Source organism: Picosynechococcus sp. PCC 7002 (assembly GCF_963860125.1).
Taxonomy (GTDB): Bacteria; Cyanobacteriota; Cyanobacteriia; order Cyanobacteriales; family MRBY01; genus MRBY01.
The window spans coordinates 934,163-951,923 of sequence record NZ_CAWLFA010000001.1 but is presented as its reverse complement, the minus strand read 5'-3'; the positions used below and the strand labels follow the sequence as shown (position 1 = coordinate 951,923).

Annotated in this window: 19 protein-coding genes and 1 pseudogene; 10 read left to right on the top strand and 10 right to left on the bottom strand. The window is 50.5% G+C overall.

Annotated elements, in window-relative coordinates:
• Nucleotides 1-42 precede the first annotated feature (42 nt).
• Complete coding sequence (locus AACQ84_RS04685; RefSeq protein ID WP_012306547.1) at nucleotides 43-903, top strand: ABC transporter permease; 861 nt, start codon at nucleotides 43-45, stop codon at nucleotides 901-903.
• On the opposite strand, the gene AACQ84_RS04680 is transcribed toward AACQ84_RS04685, so the two are convergent.
• Nucleotides 900-1,775, bottom strand: a complete 876-nt coding sequence (locus tag AACQ84_RS04680; RefSeq protein WP_012306546.1) for a lysophospholipid acyltransferase family protein — start codon at nucleotides 1,773-1,775, stop codon at nucleotides 900-902. The genes AACQ84_RS04685 and AACQ84_RS04680 overlap by 4 nt on opposite strands.
• 69 nt (nucleotides 1,776-1,844) lie before the next feature.
• Between AACQ84_RS04680 and AACQ84_RS04675 the strand changes: the two genes are divergently transcribed.
• From AACQ84_RS04675 to AACQ84_RS04660, 4 genes are all read left to right on the top strand, one after another.
• A complete protein-coding gene (locus AACQ84_RS04675; RefSeq protein WP_012306545.1) occupies nucleotides 1,845-2,672 on the top strand; it encodes an SDR family oxidoreductase in 828 nt (275 codons plus the stop codon).
• A 48-nt stretch (nucleotides 2,673-2,720) separates the two neighbouring features.
• Nucleotides 2,721-3,527 (top strand): EI24 domain-containing protein, encoded by an 807-nt coding sequence (locus AACQ84_RS04670; protein ID WP_012306544.1) that lies wholly within the window; start codon nucleotides 2,721-2,723, stop codon nucleotides 3,525-3,527.
• Nucleotides 3,528-3,875: 348 nt separating this feature from the next.
• A complete protein-coding gene (crtR, locus tag AACQ84_RS04665) occupies nucleotides 3,876-4,763 on the top strand; it encodes a beta-carotene hydroxylase (RefSeq protein WP_012306543.1) in 888 nt (295 codons plus the stop codon).
• Nucleotides 4,764-4,777: 14 nt separating this feature from the next.
• Nucleotides 4,778-5,839, top strand: coding sequence for an Mrp/NBP35 family ATP-binding protein (locus AACQ84_RS04660; protein WP_012306542.1), 1,062 nt, complete (start codon nucleotides 4,778-4,780; stop codon nucleotides 5,837-5,839).
• A 109-nt stretch (nucleotides 5,840-5,948) separates the two neighbouring features.
• Here AACQ84_RS04660 and AACQ84_RS04655 read toward each other — a convergent pair whose 3' ends face one another.
• The 4 genes from AACQ84_RS04655 to AACQ84_RS04640 form a co-directional block, all read right to left on the bottom strand.
• Complete coding sequence (locus AACQ84_RS04655; protein WP_012306541.1) at nucleotides 5,949-6,314, bottom strand: hypothetical protein; 366 nt, start codon at nucleotides 6,312-6,314, stop codon at nucleotides 5,949-5,951.
• A 67-nt stretch (nucleotides 6,315-6,381) separates the two neighbouring features.
• Nucleotides 6,382-6,825 carry a SufE family protein gene (locus tag AACQ84_RS04650; RefSeq protein WP_012306540.1) on the bottom strand — a complete coding sequence of 148 codons (444 nt, stop codon included), beginning with the start codon at nucleotides 6,823-6,825 and terminating at the stop codon, nucleotides 6,382-6,384.
• A gap of 132 nt (nucleotides 6,826-6,957) precedes the next feature.
• Nucleotides 6,958-8,013, bottom strand: coding sequence for a hypothetical protein (locus AACQ84_RS04645; RefSeq protein ID WP_012306539.1), 1,056 nt, complete (start codon nucleotides 8,011-8,013; stop codon nucleotides 6,958-6,960).
• A 238-nt stretch (nucleotides 8,014-8,251) separates the two neighbouring features.
• Nucleotides 8,252-8,965, bottom strand: a complete 714-nt coding sequence (locus AACQ84_RS04640; RefSeq protein ID WP_012306538.1) for an ABC transporter ATP-binding protein — start codon at nucleotides 8,963-8,965, stop codon at nucleotides 8,252-8,254.
• An 82-nt stretch (nucleotides 8,966-9,047) separates the two neighbouring features.
• On the opposite strand from AACQ84_RS04640, the gene AACQ84_RS04635 reads away from it, so the two are divergent.
• Together AACQ84_RS04635 and bchM are read left to right on the top strand one after the other, a co-directional pair.
• Nucleotides 9,048-9,533 (top strand): CYTH domain-containing protein, encoded by a 486-nt coding sequence (locus AACQ84_RS04635; protein WP_012306537.1) that lies wholly within the window; start codon nucleotides 9,048-9,050, stop codon nucleotides 9,531-9,533.
• Nucleotides 9,534-9,603: 70 nt separating this feature from the next.
• On the top strand, nucleotides 9,604-10,299 hold the full coding sequence (bchM, locus tag AACQ84_RS04630) for a magnesium protoporphyrin IX methyltransferase (protein WP_012306536.1): 696 nt from the start codon (nucleotides 9,604-9,606) through the stop codon (nucleotides 10,297-10,299).
• A gap of 20 nt (nucleotides 10,300-10,319) precedes the next feature.
• Here the strand turns inward: bchM and AACQ84_RS04625 are convergent, their stop codons facing one another.
• Both AACQ84_RS04625 and AACQ84_RS04620 read right to left on the bottom strand, forming a co-directional pair.
• Nucleotides 10,320-11,168, bottom strand: coding sequence for a sulfurtransferase (locus tag AACQ84_RS04625; protein WP_041443797.1), 849 nt, complete (start codon nucleotides 11,166-11,168; stop codon nucleotides 10,320-10,322).
• A 42-nt stretch (nucleotides 11,169-11,210) separates the two neighbouring features.
• Nucleotides 11,211-11,597 (bottom strand): annotated as a pseudogene (locus AACQ84_RS04620) (ATP-binding protein); the annotation flags it as partial.
• Between the two features lie 49 nt (nucleotides 11,598-11,646).
• Here AACQ84_RS04620 and AACQ84_RS04615 point away from each other — a divergent pair.
• Nucleotides 11,647-12,777, top strand: a complete 1,131-nt coding sequence (locus AACQ84_RS04615) for a PP2C family protein-serine/threonine phosphatase (protein ID WP_012306534.1) — start codon at nucleotides 11,647-11,649, stop codon at nucleotides 12,775-12,777.
• On the opposite strand, the gene larB is transcribed toward AACQ84_RS04615, so the two are convergent.
• Both larB and AACQ84_RS04605 read right to left on the bottom strand, forming a co-directional pair.
• Nucleotides 12,774-13,544: a nickel pincer cofactor biosynthesis protein LarB gene (larB, locus tag AACQ84_RS04610; protein ID WP_012306533.1), complete on the bottom strand. Its 771-nt coding sequence runs from the start codon at nucleotides 13,542-13,544 to the stop codon at nucleotides 12,774-12,776. The genes AACQ84_RS04615 and larB overlap by 4 nt on opposite strands.
• Nucleotides 13,545-13,577: 33 nt before the next feature.
• Nucleotides 13,578-14,015 (bottom strand): DUF2996 domain-containing protein, encoded by a 438-nt coding sequence (locus AACQ84_RS04605; RefSeq protein WP_012306532.1) that lies wholly within the window; start codon nucleotides 14,013-14,015, stop codon nucleotides 13,578-13,580.
• A gap of 142 nt (nucleotides 14,016-14,157) precedes the next feature.
• Between AACQ84_RS04605 and trmB the strand changes: the two genes are divergently transcribed.
• Together trmB and ftsH4 are read left to right on the top strand one after the other, a co-directional pair.
• The gene (gene trmB, locus AACQ84_RS04600) at nucleotides 14,158-14,808 is read left to right on the top strand and encodes a tRNA (guanosine(46)-N7)-methyltransferase TrmB (protein ID WP_012306531.1); all 651 of its coding nucleotides are present in this window, start codon (nucleotides 14,158-14,160) and stop codon (nucleotides 14,806-14,808) included.
• Between the two features lie 175 nt (nucleotides 14,809-14,983).
• Nucleotides 14,984-16,861: an ATP-dependent zinc metalloprotease FtsH4 gene (gene ftsH4 / locus AACQ84_RS04595; RefSeq protein WP_012306530.1), complete on the top strand. Its 1,878-nt coding sequence runs from the start codon at nucleotides 14,984-14,986 to the stop codon at nucleotides 16,859-16,861.
• Between the two features lie 86 nt (nucleotides 16,862-16,947).
• On the opposite strand, the gene AACQ84_RS04590 is transcribed toward ftsH4, so the two are convergent.
• Nucleotides 16,948-17,655 carry a hypothetical protein gene (locus AACQ84_RS04590; protein WP_041443400.1) on the bottom strand — a complete coding sequence of 236 codons (708 nt, stop codon included), beginning with the start codon at nucleotides 17,653-17,655 and terminating at the stop codon, nucleotides 16,948-16,950.
• Nucleotides 17,656-17,761 lie beyond the last annotated feature (106 nt).

Sequence of the window (17,761 nt, the reverse complement as noted above, 5' to 3'; positions counted from 1 at the left end):
GAGAGACCGCCCAACCGCTATACTGACAGACGTTCTGTTTTAATGTGGGCTGTTATGGCAGGGGAAAATCCTGAGGCAAAACTTTCGCGTCGCCTGGCCCTGGTGGGGGTGACGCTTACCGGGCTATTTGTGGCGATCGCCCTCGGCGCACCCTTATTAGAAAATGTCGGCTGGTTGAAAGATCCCCTCGATTCCCTCAGTTTCCCGATCCATAGTCCCCCCAGTTGGAACCATTGGTTTGGCACCAGTCGCCAGGGTTACGATGTTTTGTCCCGCACCCTCTTTGGTACCCAGGCAGCCCTCAAGGTAGTGCTGCTAGCCACGAGTCTCAGTTTAATAATCGGCGTTCCCCTGGGGATGGTGAGTGGATATTTTGGTGGCAAGGTAGACCGGGTGCTGCTGTTTTTAATGGATACGATCTATACCCTACCGGGATTGCTGTTGTCCGTTACCCTCGCCTTTGTGGTGGGCAAAGGGGTCATTAATGCGGCGATCGCCCTGAGCATTTCCTATGTGCCCCAATATTTTCGCCTTGTCCGCAACCGCACCACCAGCGCCAAAACAGAACTGTTTATCGAAGCAGCCCAGGCCATGGGCGCAACGCCAAGGCGAATTTTGTCGAAATATTTGTTTCTCAATGTAATCCAGAGTGTACCGGTACTGTTTACCCTCAATGCTGCCGATGCGATTTTAATTCTGGGGGGCTTGGGCTTTTTGGGTTTAGGTTTGCCCGATGGCACGCCGGAATGGGGCCATGATTTGCGCCTCGCCCTCGATGCTTTGCCGACGGGGATTTGGTGGACGGCGCTGTTTCCGGGGCTGACCATGACCCTGATGGTGATGGGTTTATCTTTGCTAGGGGAAGGCTTAAACACCTGGCTAAATCCTGCGAACCGCCGCTAGGGACAACTTTTAGGGCGAGATTCGACCTCAGCGATTAATTGATCTAATTCCCATTGCATCTCCCCTAAAACCCGCTGATAACAAGCTTCCACATAGGGGCGATCGCCAGCCGCGGCCCGGCCATATTTTTCAAAGCGAATTGGTGGACAGACCCGTGTGTACATTTTTGTGGGCAAGGGAAAGTTGGGTAGGGGGCCAAAGGCGACGCCCCAGGGTAAACCGAGATAAATAGGAAAAACTTCTGGGTCGATGTTAAATAGCCACGGCAGGTTAAACGCTTTTAAAAATCCTTTAAGGGGTTCGTAGATATCTTCAATGACAAAAATACTGTCGTGGGCTCCCCAAGAAATCAGCGGCACAATGGGCACCCCCTGGCGCAGGGCCAGTTTAATAAATCCCCGTCGCTCGGCAAAATAAATCTGATTTCTTTGGGCATGGGGCCGGAAAACATCTTGGCCACCTCCGGGATAGACAAGGACATTGGCCCCGGATTTCAAAGCGGCGATCGCCATTTTCGGGTGGGCTTGCACTGCCCCCGTTTTGACCGCAATTTTCGCTAATTCTGGAAAAGCGAGCCAAATATTGCGATGCATCAGGCCATAGGTGGGCCTTTCAACTCCATACCGCCGAAACCAGTCATACATCATCATCCACATATCCGGTGCCGCAAGGCCGCCATTGTGGGAACCAACCCCTAACACCGGCTCATCTGTCGGTAAATTTTCCCAGCCACTGGTTTCTACCCGAAAATAAAATTTGTAGAGCCACTCCCAGAGGGGCAGCAAACGCCGGATAGTTTCTGGGTCGCGCCCTTCTAAAGACCAGCCATCCAAGGGCGGATCCAGGGGCGGAAATGGCGGAAAAAGGGGCATAATAGCGACAAAACAGGACTTTACAATGCTTAAAATTATGGCATGGTTTGTTAAGGAGGAATTCCCTTGGTGAAAATTGCAATTATTGGCTGTGGCTATGTGGGCCAGGCGATCGCCAAGCAGTGGACAACGGCGGGTCATCAAGTGACCGTGACAACAACGACCCCCGAAAAAGTCTCCCAGTTACAAGGGATTGCTCACCAGGTGAAAGTCCTCAGCGGCGATCAACCAGAAGCCCTCCAGGAGCTTTGTGAAGGCCAAGATGTCATTCTTTTGGCAGTAGGTTCCAAGGGGCGCACCGAAGCAAATTATCGGCAGGCTTATCTGAAAACGGCCCAAAACCTCGCCCAGGCCCTCACCCATAACGACACCGTTAAACAGGTGATTTATACCAGCAGCTACGCCATCGTCGGCAATCACCACGGTGCTTGGGTTGATGAAAAGACCCCCGACAAACCACCCCATGTTTTTGCAGAAATTCTTTTGGCAACGGAACAAACCCTAAAGGCGATCGCCACCGATGCACGTCAGGTTTGCATTTTGCGTTTGGGGGGAATCTATGGTGAAGGCCGAGAAATTAAGAAAATTTTCCAGCGGGCCATGGGGCAGGTGCGACCTGGTGACGGCAGCGAATATGGTAACTGGATTCATTTAGCAGACATTGTGGCAGCGATCGAGTTTGCCCAGATCCATAATCTGAACGGTTTATTCAATCTAGTTTGTGATGAACCCCTGCCCCGGCGGGAATTGCTCTCTCGTTTGGCCGAAAAATATGCCCTGGCCCCAGTACGTTGGGATGCGAGCCAACCCTCTGATCGCCCTTTAAATGTGCGTGTATCTAACCAAAAATTAAAAAATTTAGGGTTTACATTCCGCCATCCGACCATTGAAGTTTAGATTGAAAGACAGAGCATTACGACCCAAGGTAGAGTTGACCCGAAAAATATGCCCATTGACTTCATTCGGGGGGCCAGTTACCCATTCCGCGCCGCGAGATTTTTTTCCCGTCACCCGAAGCTTCTCCAATATTTAGCGATTCCCCTTGGCGTTAATGTCGTGCTGGGGGGATTGCTCTATACTTTTTCTTTGCGCTGGGCGTGGCGGACGGCGGGGGCTGGCTACACTTGGATTAGCACCAGTCTGATTGGTTTAATTGATCGCTTACCTCCTTGGTTGCAGTGGTTAGATTACGGCGCAAATTTTCTGGGAGGGTTGTTAGGCCTGATTTTCATTGCGGCAGTGTTTATTGCTGTGGGACTGCTGCTGGTGCAGTTTGGCGTTATTCTGGGTGCCCCTTGGTATGGCCAACTCTCAGAACAGATTGAAAAACTCCGCACCAGTCGCCTGGAAATCATTGAAGTGGGTATTTTCCGCGACATTGGCCGCGCCATTCTCTTTGAACTAAAAAAATTAGCCTTGGTTTTGGCGATCGCCCCCTTGTTGTTTGGGATCAACTTTTTGCCGGGGATTGGTAGCGTGCTGTCCTCCCTGGGAGGCTTGGCGGTGACTTTAACGATTATTTGCCTTGATTTTTTCGATGCCACCCTTGAGAGAAGGCGCTTTACATTTCGTCAAAAGTTGCGGCAAGTTTACCGGGCCTTGCCGGGGAGTGCGGGGTTTGGGCTGGTTTGTCTAGGGTTGATCAGTTTGCCTTTTCTCAATCTCGTGACGATTCCCCTCTGCGTTGCCTCTGGCACTTTGTTTGTGTGCGATCGCCTGTTGCCAAAGCTGAATCCCCCAGCCAGTGACTAGGAACCGAGGACAGGACACTCTCTTAAACTCTTCCCAATGCAGGAAAACCGATTGTTTATCAATCACGCCACGGAACATTAATCCTCTTAATTGTCAAACTCCGCGAGGCGATCGCCACGGAAGAAGACGATAAACTGCAGAAAGTAACCGTGGACTTGGTATTTTACAAACGCAGCGACGCAGTAAATGGCTAGCTTGAAATTAGCCTAGAAACGTTGAATTACAAGCGTTTTTTGTTTTTTTCTGAACAGTGTTTATGGCACGTCAAGGTTTATGAATTAGCCTTAAGTATTGTAAACTACCCAAGGATTAACCAAATTTCACAGACATCGAGGAGAACAGGAGCTTATGACGGCGGCGGCAGCGTCATCATTGGTAATGTCAAGGGAGTATTTGCGTCCCCCTGGTGGGATGAACCCTAATGTGTGGATGGTCATCATCGCAGTAGGATTGATCGCCACCTCCGTGGGAGGCTATTGGTTTTGGGGTTGGTATGACTGGATTTGCTTCCTAGAAAACGTTTTAGCGCTGCACCTTGCGGGAACGGTGATCCACGATGCGTCCCACCGTGCCGCCCATAGCAACCGTGCGGTCAATACCATCTTGGGCCATGCCAGTGCCCTAATGCTGGGATTTGCTTTCCCGGTTTTTACCCGGGTCCATCTCCAGCACCACGCCCATGTCAATGATCCTGAAAATGATCCGGATCATTTCGTTTCGACTGGCGGCCCCCTCTGGATGATTGCAGCCCGTTTTTTCTACCACGAAATCTTTTTCTTTAAGCGTCGTCTGTGGAAAAATTACGAATTACTGGAGTGGTTCCTTAGCCGTGCTTTTTTAGGAGTCATTGTCTACCTAGGCATCCAGTATGGCTTCATTGGCTACATCATGAACTTTTGGTTTGTTCCGGCCCTGGTGGTTGGTATTGCCCTGGGTTTGTTCTTTGATTATTTACCCCATCGTCCCTTTGAAGAACGCGATCGCTGGAAAAATGCCAGGGTTTACCCAAGCAAGCTCCTCAATCTTTTGATCCTTGGGCAAAATTACCACCTAGTCCATCACCTGTGGCCCTCAATTCCTTGGTATAAGTATCAACCCGCCTATTACTACATCAAGCCCCTGTTAGATCAAAAAGGTTCTCCCCAATCATTAGGGCTGCTCCAGGGAAAAGATTTTCTCAGTTTCCTCTACGATATTTTTGTGGGCATTCGCCTGCACCACAAACCCAAATCCTAAATTTTCCTGAAGTTATGGCTGATACCCAAGCAATTCTGGCTGCCCTCCGTCCCGTTCAAGATCCTGAGCTGCAAAAAAGCCTGGTGGATCTCAATATGATCCGCAATGTTTCTGTGGAGAATGGTACGGTGAAATTCACCCTGGTGCTTACAACGCCCGCTTGTCCCCTCAAGGAATTTATCGTCGAGGAGTGCAAAAATGCTGTGCTGCCTTTACCTGGGGTAAACGCTGTGGATGTGGAAGTCACCGCCGAAACGCCTCAACAGAAAGCACTGCCTAACCAACAGGGCATTGATAACGTCAAAAATATCATTGCCATCTCCAGCGGCAAAGGGGGCGTTGGTAAAAGTAGCGTTGCGGTGAATGTGGCGATCGCCCTGGCCCAAACTGGCGCAAAAGTCGGCCTCTTGGATGCAGATATCTACGGGCCAAATGTGCCGAACATGATGGGCATCGGCGAAGTAGAGATTAAGGTCGATAAAACAGGCGGCCAAGATATTCTCCAGCCAGAATTTAACCATGGGGTCAAACTCGTTTCCATGGCGTTCCTGATTGACCCAGACCAACCAGTGATTTGGCGAGGGCCGATGCTCAACGGCATCATTCGTCAGTTTCTCTACCAGGTGAACTGGGGCGAACTGGACTATCTCATTGTTGATATGCCCCCTGGTACGGGTGATGCCCAACTAACGATGGCCCAGGCGGTGCCCATGGCCGGTGCTGTCATTGTCACCACTCCCCAAACCGTTTCTCTCCTAGACTCGCGCCGGGGCCTTAAGATGTTCCAGCAAATGGGAGTGAATGTGCTGGGAATTGTTGAAAATATGAGCTACTTTATCCCGCCGGATCTGCCAGATCGCCAATATGACCTGTTTGGCTCTGGGGGCGGCGAAAAAACCGCGAACGAATTGGATGTGCCTCTCCTCGGCTGCATTCCCTTAGAAATTGCGCTCCGGGAAGGGGGCGACACTGGTACACCGATTGTGGTCGCCCAACCAGAATCTGCTTCGGCTAAGGCTCTGGTCTCCATCGCTAAGGCGATCGCCGCGAAAGTTTCTGTGGCGGCCCTCGCTTAAATTGAACCCTTAAATCTAACTGATCGGCATAAAAAAGGGGGCGTTAGCCCCCAGCTTTTTAGTGAATATTCTGAAAATCACCGTCGAAAATCGCAATAGTTCTTAACCTTTAGCGATTCATTTTCTTCGCCATGTTACGGAACATGTCCATGCTGCTATCGACCTTCAGGTTAGGACGAGGTGCTGCCGGGGTAATGGGAGTGCTGGCGGTTTCAGAAGAAGCCTTGGTTGCTTCCGTTGCCTGGGATGTGGCTTGTTGATTTTTGTTCAGTTTACGGGCGATCTCCGAGGAGACTTGGGTGACAACGGTCGCGCCCTCTTGACCCTTAAGTTTCGGGAAAGTCCGCTTAATAGTTACGGATTTCTTCATCAATTCAGTATCACCAAGGGTCTGGGCTTCTTCAAAGTCGAGGAAGTAATCACTCTTAGGAGCTTCGTTCTTTTTCTTGCCGCCAAATAAGCCAAAAAGTGCCATAGGATTTAAATTTTCTTTTTTTAACAAACAACATTACTTGTTGTAAATGATATCAAAATTTTCTCATTTATGAGTTGGAGCTCGCTTCTAACCCCACTTCAAAGCCCCTTGCTTTTTTTTGCATCATTTTAAAAATGTTGTAAAAACCGTTGGCCCTAGACGGCGTTAGACTCACATTCAATCCCGTTTCTGCGATGAAGTCTGGGGTGACCGCCAGGATCTCGGCGGGCGATAAACCATTTAAACCTGTAATCAGTAGGCCCACCAATCCTTTCACGAGCTGGGCGTCAGAATCCCCGTGGTAAGTCACTTTGCCCGCTTCGTAGTCTGCTGTGATAAAGACCTGGGAAACGCAACCATGGACTTTATTGTTGGCGTTTTTCTCACTGTCGGCCATGGGCTCGAGCTTGTTGGCGTACCACAAAAGCTGCTGATATTTTTGTTTGGGATCTGTTTTTCGCTTAAACCGACTGACGATCTTTTCGAGGTTTGCAGGTAACGTTCTAGGCATAATCACTTAAAAATAAACGTCGATAAAATTTGCAACTTCTATTGTTAAATATTGTGACAAAAAAAGATTGGCGATCGCCACTGGGTCAATCACCAACGGGGTCTTAGGGAGACCCAATATTTAGGACAGCAATTAGTTCCGTAAAAAGGCTGGTAAATCCACCACTGCCGCAGACATCGGCCGCTTCTGGCTCCGGGGACTGTTGAGGGTCGGCGCTGGCCAGTTGTGGTTGGTTTCTGCTTTGGCCGGGGTGCCCATGGGCGCACTGACCCGTCGTTTGGTCACCGGGGGGGTAATCCGTAGGGCGGCTTTTAGGCTCATGGTGGGCTTTAGGATTGAAGCGGCCCCGGCGGATTCTTCCATTTCTTCAATTTCTTCTTCGAGGGCCGCTAACTGACGATCCAGGTCAGCTTCGGTATTCGGATCTGCTTTGGCGATCGCCGGCATTGTTGGCTCGGTTGCCGCTGTTTCCGGCTCAGACCAGGGTTGAATATTCGACGCCTTGGGCATGGAGGCTTTCCCGGTCGCCAAATCGTTTTCGACGGGAATATCCGCGCATTCATCTAGGGCTGATTTGTACTGTAAGGTGTAGCGTTGTTGCCGCTGGAGTCGCACCTGGAGATCCTTAATTTCCTGTTCGGCGGCGAATAGTTTTTGCTGCTGTTCGTTATAGGCTTCCTGGAGGAGGGCACATTCGCGTTCGATTTTCGCCAACTGAGTTTGGCTAGTTTGGAATTTGTATTCTAGTTCTGCGAGCATCTCTTGGTATTGGCGGGCATTTTGTTTGGCTTGTTCGAGTTCTTGCCCCAACTGACTAAGCTGTTGCTGGCTCGTATTCAGTTCGTCACTCTGCTGGGTAATGAGGCTGTCGGCGCTGCGGGAACGGATAATGTGTGCCTGGAGTTTTTCTTGGGATTCGGCCAAGGCTTCTTCGAGTTGAACAACGGTTTTAACCAGTTCGCGGTTGTGCTGCCTCAGTTTGTGGGCAATGACATAGCCATCGGCGTTGGGATTCGGTTTCGGAATCGTCGGGCTAGGACTCGCAGACTCTGGTTGTTGTTTTTCAGAATGACCCGGATCTACGGCACTGGTCGCTTCGGTCTCGGGGGCCTGGGGCGGAGACTGATTGAGGTTCGCTTCGGTCTCGGGGGGCGTGGGCTCTGGCGAGGGGAAGTTAAAGTTGCTCATAGTTGTGCTGATGTAGACGGGACGCGAAAGGGAAACAGGAGAGGCAATGGGGTTTTGCTCTGCAGTGTAACAAGGGATTTGGCCGACTTTGACAAAATTTGCGAATTTTATCGTTTTTTTAATGGACTTGTCCCCAAGGAATCATGGTGGTGGGATAGGGTTCCCCAAAGTCTTGTCCCAAGTGTATCTGAATTGAACCATGGCGATCGCCAAATTGCATACCACTCCCGTAGGATTCTTAGGGGCTTGGGGCTAAGGCCACTTGGATCATTTCCGCAGGACTGAGGTTTGGGTGGGTAATACTGCCATCCCGGAGCCAGATAATCCGCTTGGTTTGCCGGGCCACTTCCGTTTCGTGGGTAACCATCACCACGCTCATGCCGTCGTCGTGGAGGGTCTGAAATAACGCTAAGATTTCTTGGGTAGTTCGGGAATCTAAAGCCCCGGTGGGTTCGTCCGCCAGCAGTAGTAAGGGTTTATTTACAATCGCCCTGGCGATCGCCACCCGTTGTTGTTGTCCCCCAGAGAGTTGGTTGGGACGATTATAGAGACGACTGCCCAAACCGACTTTGGTTAGAGCGGCGACGGCCCGGTCTCGCCGTTCGTTGGGAGGAACATTGCCATAAACCATCGGCAAAATCACATTTTCAAGGGCACTCATCTGGGGCAAGAGATGAAATTGCTGGAAAACAAAACCAATATTGCGATTCCGAATGGTGGCCAGTTGGCGATCGCTGAGGGTGGCGACATTTTGGCCATCGAGGAAATAATCGCCACTGGTGGGCTGATCGAGGCAACCAATGATGTTCATCAGGGTTGATTTGCCGGAACCTGACGCCCCCATAATGGCGCAATATTCCCCCGCTTGGATGCTGAGTTCTACCTGTTTGAGGGCATAGATTTGGGTGTCCCCTTGGCCGTAAATCTTGGAGAGATTATGAATTTCGATCATTGATTTTTGTTGGCGATCGCACAGTTGATCTTCATTCTAGGCCACAATCTTTGGGGTCTGCCGCTGTGGAGGTTTTCACGCTATGCCCCAAGAAATTGAACGGAAATTTCTCGTCATCGGCGATCGCTGGCGGGATCTGGCCCCAGGGATTCCCTATCGCCAAGGCTATCTCCAACGGACGCCCGAAAAAACGGTTCGGGTGCGCATTGCCGGGGAGCAGGCTTTTTTGACCATTAAAGGTAAAACCGAGGGGATTGGGCGCTTGGAATTTGAATACCCAATTCCCTTGATCGAAGCCCTAGAAATGCTAGAACATCTTGGCGATCGCCCCCAGATCGAAAAAATCCGCTACCGCATTCCCCTCGATAATTTCCTCTGGGAAGTCGATGAATTTCTCGGTGAGAACCAAGGCTTAATCCTGGCAGAAATTGAACTCACAGATGCTGATCAACCTTTCCCAAAACCCAATTGGATTGGCCCTGAAGTGAGCCACGAGCCCCGCTATTACAACGCCAACCTCGTTAGCTATCCCTACTGTCAATGGTCCCCCACAGAACAATCACCCTAGGGTTTCCCAAAGCTGCTACATTATTGGATCGATAACAAAATCCTTTAATTTTTTTTGAATCCAAAGCGCCATGACCTCCTCCCTCAATGACAAAACCATCGTCAAAGATTATTTCAATGCCAAGGGCTTTGACCGTTGGCGACGCATTTATGGTGACGGGGATGTCAACAAAGTCCAGGCTGATATCCGCGTCGGGCACCAACAGACCATTGATAAGGTGGTGGCTTGGCTTAAGGCCGATCAAAATCTCAACCTCAGAAGCATTTGTGATGCTGGCTGTGGGGTCGGTAGCCTCAGTATTCCCCTCATGGAGGCCGGTGCCCGCTCAATCTATGCCAGCGATATTTCTGAAAAAATGGTCGGTGAAGCCCAGGAACGGGCCGCAAAAATCTTTGGCAACACCCCTAATCTGAAGTTTGAAACCAAAGATCTCGAAAGCATCAGCGGCAAATACAATACGGTGATTTGCTTGGATGTGCTGATCCACTACCCCACCGAGGATGCGGCAAAAATGATTGCCCACTTGGCATCCCTCAGCGAAGATCGCTTGATCTTGAGCTTTGCGCCGAAAACGTTTTGGTTGACGATCCTCAAGAAAATTGGTGAATTCTTCCCTGGCCCCAGCAAAACCACCCGCGCCTACCAACACAAGGAACAGGATATCCGCCAAATCTTAATTGATAATGGTTTTGCGATCGCCCGCACCGAAATGACCAGTACCCGTTTTTACTATTCCCGTTTGTTGGAAGCGGTTCGCCTTCGGTAATAAATATTGCCTGAAATTTCCTAAGGAGACTTTGCGTCGAATAAGGGGGCTACGTAGGAACACCAATCACTCCAGCCCCCAGGGTACAGTTTCAAATTATGGTGGCCCGTCAGCTCCAAAGACAGCCAATTGACGCAGGCCGTGACCCCGGAGCCACAATACAGCATGATCTCTTGATCAGGGGATAGGTTTTCCCAGAGGCTTTGTTGCACTTCCGGCGGTTGGGCAAACCCTTGGGCATCGGTAACTTGTTTCCAGGGGACATTGAGCGCCCCAGGAATATGGCCAGCAATTGGATCGATGGGTTCAATTTTTCCCAAATAGCGATCGCCATCCCGGGCATCAATCACCAGTCGTTGATTGTCCGTCGCGATTAACAAGTCCTGGCGATTAACCACCAATTGAGGTTGGGGATTTGGCTCAAATTGGCCGGGTTTAAACCCAGGAATATCAGTGGCGATCGGCGCTTGGGCAGTCTGCCAGGCCGGAAACCCGCCATCTAACAAGCGGGCTTTGTCGTGGCCATAGTATTTGAGCAACCACCAAAACCGCGCCCCAAAAGCACAGTGAAAATCGTCGTAGATAATCACTTCGGTGTGATTGCGCTCAATGCCGAGGCGAGAAAGTAACGAAACAAAAGCTTCTGGGTCAGGCAAAGGATGACGCCCCCCATGTTGTTGCACAGGGCCGGAGAGGTCTCGATCCAGATGCAGGTAATAGGCCCCAGGAATATGGCCTTGTTGGTATTGCGTTTCCCCCCAAGTCGGATCATTGAGCCGAAAGCGACAATCGACAATGACAAGGTTGGGATCAGCTAGGCGATCGCCCAATTGATCAACGGTGATGAAATGGGAAGATAAACGGGGCATTAGATGTTTAACGATATGTAAATAATTCTGTTGTCGCTGGGGATCACGGCGATAGGTGAGGTGGTTGGCCACTTTCTGCAAAATCATCATGCCACGCCCCCCCGCATCTTCTAGGGTGGTTTGTTGGTGTTGTTGGGTGGCGTAATATTGCTCTAAATCAAAGACAGTGGGGCTATGGTCCCAAATGCGAATTTCTAAGCTGTGGTGACTGAGGCAGAGTTCGACGGTGATCTGGTACTGCTTGAGATCTTCACCGTGGGCATGGCGAACGGCATTGGTAAATCCCTCAGCGATCACGATTTTGCACTGGAGCCAATCTTGGCTGGCCAGGTGATGACGCAGTTGAAAAGCCTCACAGTGCTGGAGGACTTGGTCTAACTGAGCCGTATCACTGGGAATTTGGAATTGAAATTGGTCTAAGATAGCCAAAGTACAGCCATAAAAAGGGATAGTCTCCCTTGGTAGTTTAGCTTAAGTAATGCCTCAGATTCTTGTCATTGATGATGACCTTGCGATGCGGGTTCTCTTGGAACGAACCCTCAAACGTAAGGGTTATCAAGTCACCACTGCGAGTGATGGCAAAACGGGATTGGACTTGGCGATCGCCACCCGGCCCGATCTCATCATCTCCGATTGGATGATGCCGGAAATGAATGGCATTGAAGTCTGTCAAGCAGTGAAACAACACCCCGATCTCTCGACTACCTTTTTTATTTTGTTGAGTGCCCTAGATGCCGTCGAAGATAAGGTGATGGGTTTAGATGCGGGAGCCGATGATTTTCTCTGTAAGCCCATTAGCAGCCACGAACTAGAAGCCAGGGTTAGATCTGGCCTGCGAATCTGTCGTCTCACCCAGGATTTGACTGCCCAGAAACGCGCTTTAGAGTCGGAACTGACCGAGGCGGCCCAATACGTTAAATCGCTTTTACCAGACCCCCTCTATCAAGATCACTTACAGATCGATAGCTGCTTTATTCCGTCTTCCCAATTGGGGGGCGATGGCTTTGATTATTTTTGGCTCAGTCCCCAGGAGCTGGTGTTTTATCTTTTGGATGTGTCGGGCCATGGCCTCAAAGCCGCACTTCCTTCCATTAGCATTTTGAATCTATTGCGATCGCGCAACAAAACTAAAGGTCTTGACTACCGCAGCCCCCAGGCTGTTCTGAATCACCTCAACCGCACTTGCCAATTTCTCGAACAGCAAGGGCAATACTTCACTATGTGGTATGGGATTTATGACGTGGATGACCGGATTGTTACCTATGCCTGTGCGGGCCATCCCCCGGCGGTTCTGGTGAAACCCAATACTGGTGAACCGCCGCAATTATTAAAAGCCCAGGGGTTCCCCATCGGGATGTTACCACCAGACCTTAGCATCTACGAAGAACATAGCCTTTATCTGCCGTTTAATTCCCGCTTGTATCTGTTTAGTGATGGGGTCTATGAAAATACGGCGGCCCTAAACCACAAGCAGCAATGGAATCTGTTTTTGAACTTTCTACAGCGGTTCCAAGGCACTTCTCTCCAGCCTCTGGTCAAAAGCATTGGCGATCGCCTGCACCAAAATCACCTCGAAGACGATTTTTCACTGTTGCGTTTGACCCTCTAGCGTAACCTTGCCGCCGTCCGCAAAATTTGTCCCGCCAAGATCGCCGCCCCAAAGCCATTATCAATATTCATCACACCGATGCCCGCCGCACAGGAATTAAGCATGGTCAGGAGAGCAGAAACGCCCCCAAAACTCACTCCATAGCCAACACTGGTGGGCACCGCAATCACAGGGCAATCGGCCAAACCTGCCACCACGCTAGGCAAAGCGCCCTCCATGCCCGCCACCGTAATCAGAACGTCTGCTTGCTCGATCACATGGCGATGACTTAAAAGGCGATGAATTCCGGCCACCCCCACATCCCAAAGGCGATTTACCGCAAAACCCGATAATTCTGCGGTGACAGCCGCTTCTTCGGCTACGGGGAGATCAGCGGTGCCAGCGGTCAAGATCGAAATCGTACCCCGATGGCGTACCTGGGGCGGTGCCTGGATGAGGGCACAAATGCGGGCTTCGGGGAAATAGGTGAGGTTATGTACCTTGGGCTGCAGTTGGTGGTAGGTCTCCACATCAATGCGGGTAGCCATGACAACCGGGTGGCGATCGCCCATCGTTTGCATAATTTGGGCAATGTGATCCGGCGTTTTCCCTGGCCCCCAGATCACTTCCGGAAAGCCCGTGCGCAGTTGGCGGTGGTGGTCAATTTTGGCAAAGTCACCCACAGCTTCAAAGGTCAAATGCTTCAGCTCTGTCAGCGCATTTTGGGGACTAACTACCCCCTGGGCCACCGCTTCGAGTAACTGTTTGAGGGCCTCAGGATCACTCATGGATAACCTTGTCGGTGCAGATTGCGCCGCGCCTTAGTTGAGAACCAACCATTTTTGGCCATTGAGCCGCTGGAGCACATAGCCGACCATCAAGGGAAGATTCACACGGCGTTCATCGATCATGAAAGACTCTAGGGTGCTGTGGGGGGAGCCATCCGTCGCAAAAGACCAAGCTTTCTGGCCTTTGATGTCTGCATCAATGAAATAAAGAATAAATTGCCGCTTGTTGTTGAGCCAACTGCCTTGAACCTGCCAGCAGGCTTGAGATTCTAAACCTTTAATGGGAATATTCGTTTCGATAAATTTGAGACCCATGTCCCCAATGCCATTTTCCTTGAGGGCAGTTTGTAGATCCGGGAGGAAGTGATTCTCAATAAACTCCGCAAAGGGTTTGTCTTCTACTGCGGGGGGCTTTTCCTTTTTTTTCGCGGCGGGGGCTGCTTTGGATTTGGGATCGGTGGTTTCTGCCATAGTCTGCCGAAAAGTTGAGGGGGTTCACGAAAGGCAAAGGGTTTTTGCTCTTTTTCATTTAAGCATATCCAAGTTTAGCGTGGGGGACGTGGCACAATGGGATGGCAAATTTTTTCGTTGGACATTTCTAAGGAGTGAGTTCGTGGGGCGATCGCGCGTTCGACAGCATGTCAATCCCTTAACCGATAAGTATCAACAGGTGTTTCAGATGCCAGATTGGTCAGATCTTTTTGCTGATCTAACGGCTCCTTTACACCTCGATATTGGTTGTGCGCGGGGGCGGTTTATTTTAGAGATGGCCCAACGGTTTCCAGAGCGTAATTTTGTTGGGGTAGAAATTCGCGAACCCCTCGTGGACGATGCCAACGAAATCCGGGATCAACTGGGGCTAAAAAATCTTCACTACGTTTTTGCGAATATTAATACCTCTCTCCAGGTGCTGTTGGACTCCTTGCCGACGGAAACTTTGACTTGGATCACGATTCAATTTCCTGATCCTTGGTTTAAGAAAAAGCACCACAAACGCCGGGTTGTGCAACCAGATCTAGTTGACATTCTGGCGAAACATACACCCCAAAAGCTGGTTTTGTTTTGTCAGTCGGATGTTGAAGAAGTTGCTTTAGAAATGAGAGAAAAATTTCTGGAGCATGAAAAATTTGTCCTCGCCCATGATTCGTTTTGGCTAAAGGAGAATATTTTTCCAGTGCCGACGGAGCGGGAAGTCGCCACGGCCAATAAAGGCGAACCGGTCTACCGTTTTCTTTTGCATAAAAAAGAAGAAAGTAGCGCGTAACAGATGCCTTGGCGATCGCCCCTAAAGCGCCTAAATACCTTGGCCAAGCCCTAGCCCACTAACACAAATGATCTCGTCTGAAGCCGAACCGTTGATTTCGGTTAACCGCGTTGTATCAAAAATGTAACGATCTTTACAATGGGGGAATACAAAGCTTTCTGCGGACAACATTGCTATGAGCATCAAAGATAAACCCCCCTCTCGGACGAGGCAAATTGGCTCCATTTTGTTGTGGCTGACGGGACTTTTTTTCCTGGTGAATGCCTTTTTCCCCAATTTGTTTGGTAATCCGACCCCTCAGGTGCCCTACAGTCTCTTCATCAATCAGGTAGAAGATGGTCAGGTGGCCCGCGCTTCCGTTGGCGATCGCGAAATCCGTTACCAACTCAAAGCCGAAGGCGAAGAACAACAGGGCACAATCCTCCGCACCACCCCCATTTTTGACCTAGATTTGCCCAAGCGTCTCGAAGCCAGTGGCGTTGAATTTGCCGCACCTCCCCCAAAAAATAATTTCTTTGGCAATATCTTGGGTTGGGTGATCCCGCCGATTATTTTTGTCTTAATCTGGCAATTTTTCATTGGGCGCAGTGCTGGCGGTGCCGGGGGAGCCGGGGGAGCACTCTCCTTTACCCGCAGCAAAGCAAAAGTCTACGTTGAGGAAGAAGCCACAAAAATCACCTTTGATGACGTAGCTGGTGTCGAGGAAGCCAAAACCGAACTCACGGAAATTGTTGAATTTCTAAAAACCCCCCAACGCTACACGGCGATCGGTGCCAAAATTCCCAAAGGGGTATTACTGGTTGGCCCTCCGGGAACCGGAAAAACCCTCATGGCGAAGGCCGTTGCTGGTGAAGCTGGCGTACCATTCTTTAGTATTTCGGGTTCGGAATTTGTTGAACTCTTTGTCGGTGCCGGTGCCGCCCGGGTACGGGATCTCTTTGAACAAGCCAAGAAAAAAGCCCCTTGTATTATCTTTATCGATGAATTAGATGCCATCGGCAAATCCCGGGCCAGTGGCGGCATGATGGGGGGCAATGACGAACGGGAGCAAACCCTCAACCAGCTTTTAACCGAAATGGACGGTTTTTCGGCGGGCGATGCCACCGTGATTGTCCTAGCTGCAACGAACCGCCCCGAAACCCTTGATCCTGCCCTGCTCCGCCCAGGACGGTTTGACCGTCAAGTCTTGGTGGATCGCCCGGATCTCGGCGGACGTCTAAAAATCCTTGAAATCTACGCCAACAAAGTCCAACTCGACAATGAAGTTAATTTAAAAGAAATTGCGACCCGTACCCCTGGATTTGCGGGGGCTGACTTGGCGAACCTTGTTAACGAAGCAGCTTTGCTAGCGGCTCGTAATAAGCGTGATAAGGTAACCCAAGCGGATTTTTCGGAAGCAATTGAGCGGGTTGTCGCTGGCCTGGAGAAAAAAAGCCGGGTTTTGTCGGATAAAGAAAAGAAAATTGTCGCCTATCACGAAGTCGGTCATGCCCTTGTTGGTGCTTTGTTGCCTGGGGGAGGCCGAGTTGCCAAGATTTCCATTGTGCCGCGTGGAATGGCAGCCTTGGGTTATACCCTACAAATGCCTACAGAAGACCGTTTCTTGATGGATGAGCGGGAAATGCGTGACCAGATTGCCACCCTACTCGGAGGCCGTTCCGCAGAAGAAATTGTTTTTGGTTCGATCACCACAGGTGCCGCCAACGATCTGCAACGGGCCACGGATCTCGCCGAACGGATGGTCACCACCTACGGCATGAGCAAAGTCCTCGGCCCCCTCGCCTATGAACGGGGTTCCCAAAATAATTTCCTCGGTGAAAGTATGATGAATCCCCGGCGCATGGTCAGCGATGAGACAGCCCAGGCCATCGATGCAGAGGTGAAAGAAATTGTCGAGACTGCCCATGATCAGGCGATCGCCATTTTGCGGGCCAACCGAAATTTACTCGAAACCATCTCCCAAAAAATCCTCGATACAGAGGTCATTGAAGGCGATGAACTCCAGGAACTTTTGAACCAAGCCGTTAAGCCAGAAGTTTCAGCTTCAGCCTAGGCCCCAAACCTTGAATGTTGCCTGATTAGTAACTTAGAAATAAAAAATAGTTTCCTATGGCTTTTCCAAGGGTCATGGGAACTTTTTTATGGTGCTGTGGTTGCTGGGGGGCTCACATTTTCCACGTCTGGTAGGGTAGGAATGCTAGGTAAAGCAGGAATCCCCGCATCGGGAACTAACCCTTCGCTTGGGGTTGGGGTCGTATCTAGGCTTGGGGGTGGCGTGATTGTCTCTGGGGTTGGCGATGCTGGCGATGTTGCAGCTTCGTTACTCGCCACGGGCTGACTGAGGTTCAGGAGGACATCTACTTCGGGATAATAACTGGCCCACTGTTTGATATTGGGGTTCCGTTGCCAATCCTGTTGGGAAATACGCAGATTAAATAGAGGGGCTACCGCCACATCATTTTGACCAAGTACCAAAAGATCCAAAGTGCTGGGGGTGGGACTTTGCCTAAATAACAAAGGAATTAGTAATTCGGTGCGGTCTTCGGCTTGGCGCATAAACCAAGAATAACGGCTGGGGGGTTGGCCGGAACTTAAGGGTTCTAGGCCATTAATTTCAATGGCATCAAAACGGAGCATACAAGACATTTCTGGGGTGATCGCTGGGTCTTGGGGAGGCTCGGCATAATCACAGGTCAGTTGGGGCGGTGCTTGGGCGATCGCCTGGGGGAGCGTCAAGCTTAATAGTCCAACTAAGCCCACCAGACCCAAACAAGATCTAGAGGCGAAACCCAGGGCCAATGGGGAAATCCCTGGGACAGAGATGCGGTTTTGAAAACTATAGAACATCGGCGAAACCTACAATAGGAGCGCGAAAGGAAGGCAAAAGCCTTGTATGATATCATCCTACCGAAAAAATACCTGTCGCCAAGTCAGGCTTGATCATCCTCTGCCC

Bases quoted from the DNA above. Each gene is read 5' to 3' on its own strand.
- AACQ84_RS04685 (WP_012306547.1), top strand. From the start codon at position 43: ATGTGGGCTGTTATGGCAGGGGAAAATCCTGAGGCAAAACTTTCGCGT.
- AACQ84_RS04680 (WP_012306546.1), bottom strand. From the start codon at position 1,775: ATGCCCCTTTTTCCGCCATTTCCGCCCCTGGATCCGCCCTTGGATGGC.
- AACQ84_RS04670 (WP_012306544.1), top strand. From the start codon at position 2,721: ATGCCCATTGACTTCATTCGGGGGGCCAGTTACCCATTCCGCGCCGCG.
- crtR (WP_012306543.1), top strand. From the start codon at position 3,876: ATGACGGCGGCGGCAGCGTCATCATTGGTAATGTCAAGGGAGTATTTG.
- AACQ84_RS04660 (WP_012306542.1), top strand. From the start codon at position 4,778: ATGGCTGATACCCAAGCAATTCTGGCTGCCCTCCGTCCCGTTCAAGAT.
- AACQ84_RS04655 (WP_012306541.1), bottom strand. From the start codon at position 6,314: ATGGCACTTTTTGGCTTATTTGGCGGCAAGAAAAAGAACGAAGCTCCT.
- AACQ84_RS04650 (WP_012306540.1), bottom strand. From the start codon at position 6,825: ATGCCTAGAACGTTACCTGCAAACCTCGAAAAGATCGTCAGTCGGTTT.
- AACQ84_RS04645 (WP_012306539.1), bottom strand. From the start codon at position 8,013: ATGAGCAACTTTAACTTCCCCTCGCCAGAGCCCACGCCCCCCGAGACC.
- AACQ84_RS04640 (WP_012306538.1), bottom strand. From the start codon at position 8,965: ATGATCGAAATTCATAATCTCTCCAAGATTTACGGCCAAGGGGACACC.
- AACQ84_RS04635 (WP_012306537.1), top strand. From the start codon at position 9,048: ATGCCCCAAGAAATTGAACGGAAATTTCTCGTCATCGGCGATCGCTGG.
- bchM (WP_012306536.1), top strand. From the start codon at position 9,604: ATGACCTCCTCCCTCAATGACAAAACCATCGTCAAAGATTATTTCAAT.
- AACQ84_RS04625 (WP_041443797.1), bottom strand. From the start codon at position 11,168: ATGCCCCGTTTATCTTCCCATTTCATCACCGTTGATCAATTGGGCGAT.
- AACQ84_RS04615 (WP_012306534.1), top strand. From the start codon at position 11,647: ATGCCTCAGATTCTTGTCATTGATGATGACCTTGCGATGCGGGTTCTC.
- larB (WP_012306533.1), bottom strand. From the start codon at position 13,544: ATGAGTGATCCTGAGGCCCTCAAACAGTTACTCGAAGCGGTGGCCCAG.
- AACQ84_RS04605 (WP_012306532.1), bottom strand. From the start codon at position 14,015: ATGGCAGAAACCACCGATCCCAAATCCAAAGCAGCCCCCGCCGCGAAA.
- ftsH4 (WP_012306530.1), top strand. From the start codon at position 14,984: ATGAGCATCAAAGATAAACCCCCCTCTCGGACGAGGCAAATTGGCTCC.
- AACQ84_RS04590 (WP_041443400.1), bottom strand. From the start codon at position 17,655: ATGTTCTATAGTTTTCAAAACCGCATCTCTGTCCCAGGGATTTCCCCA.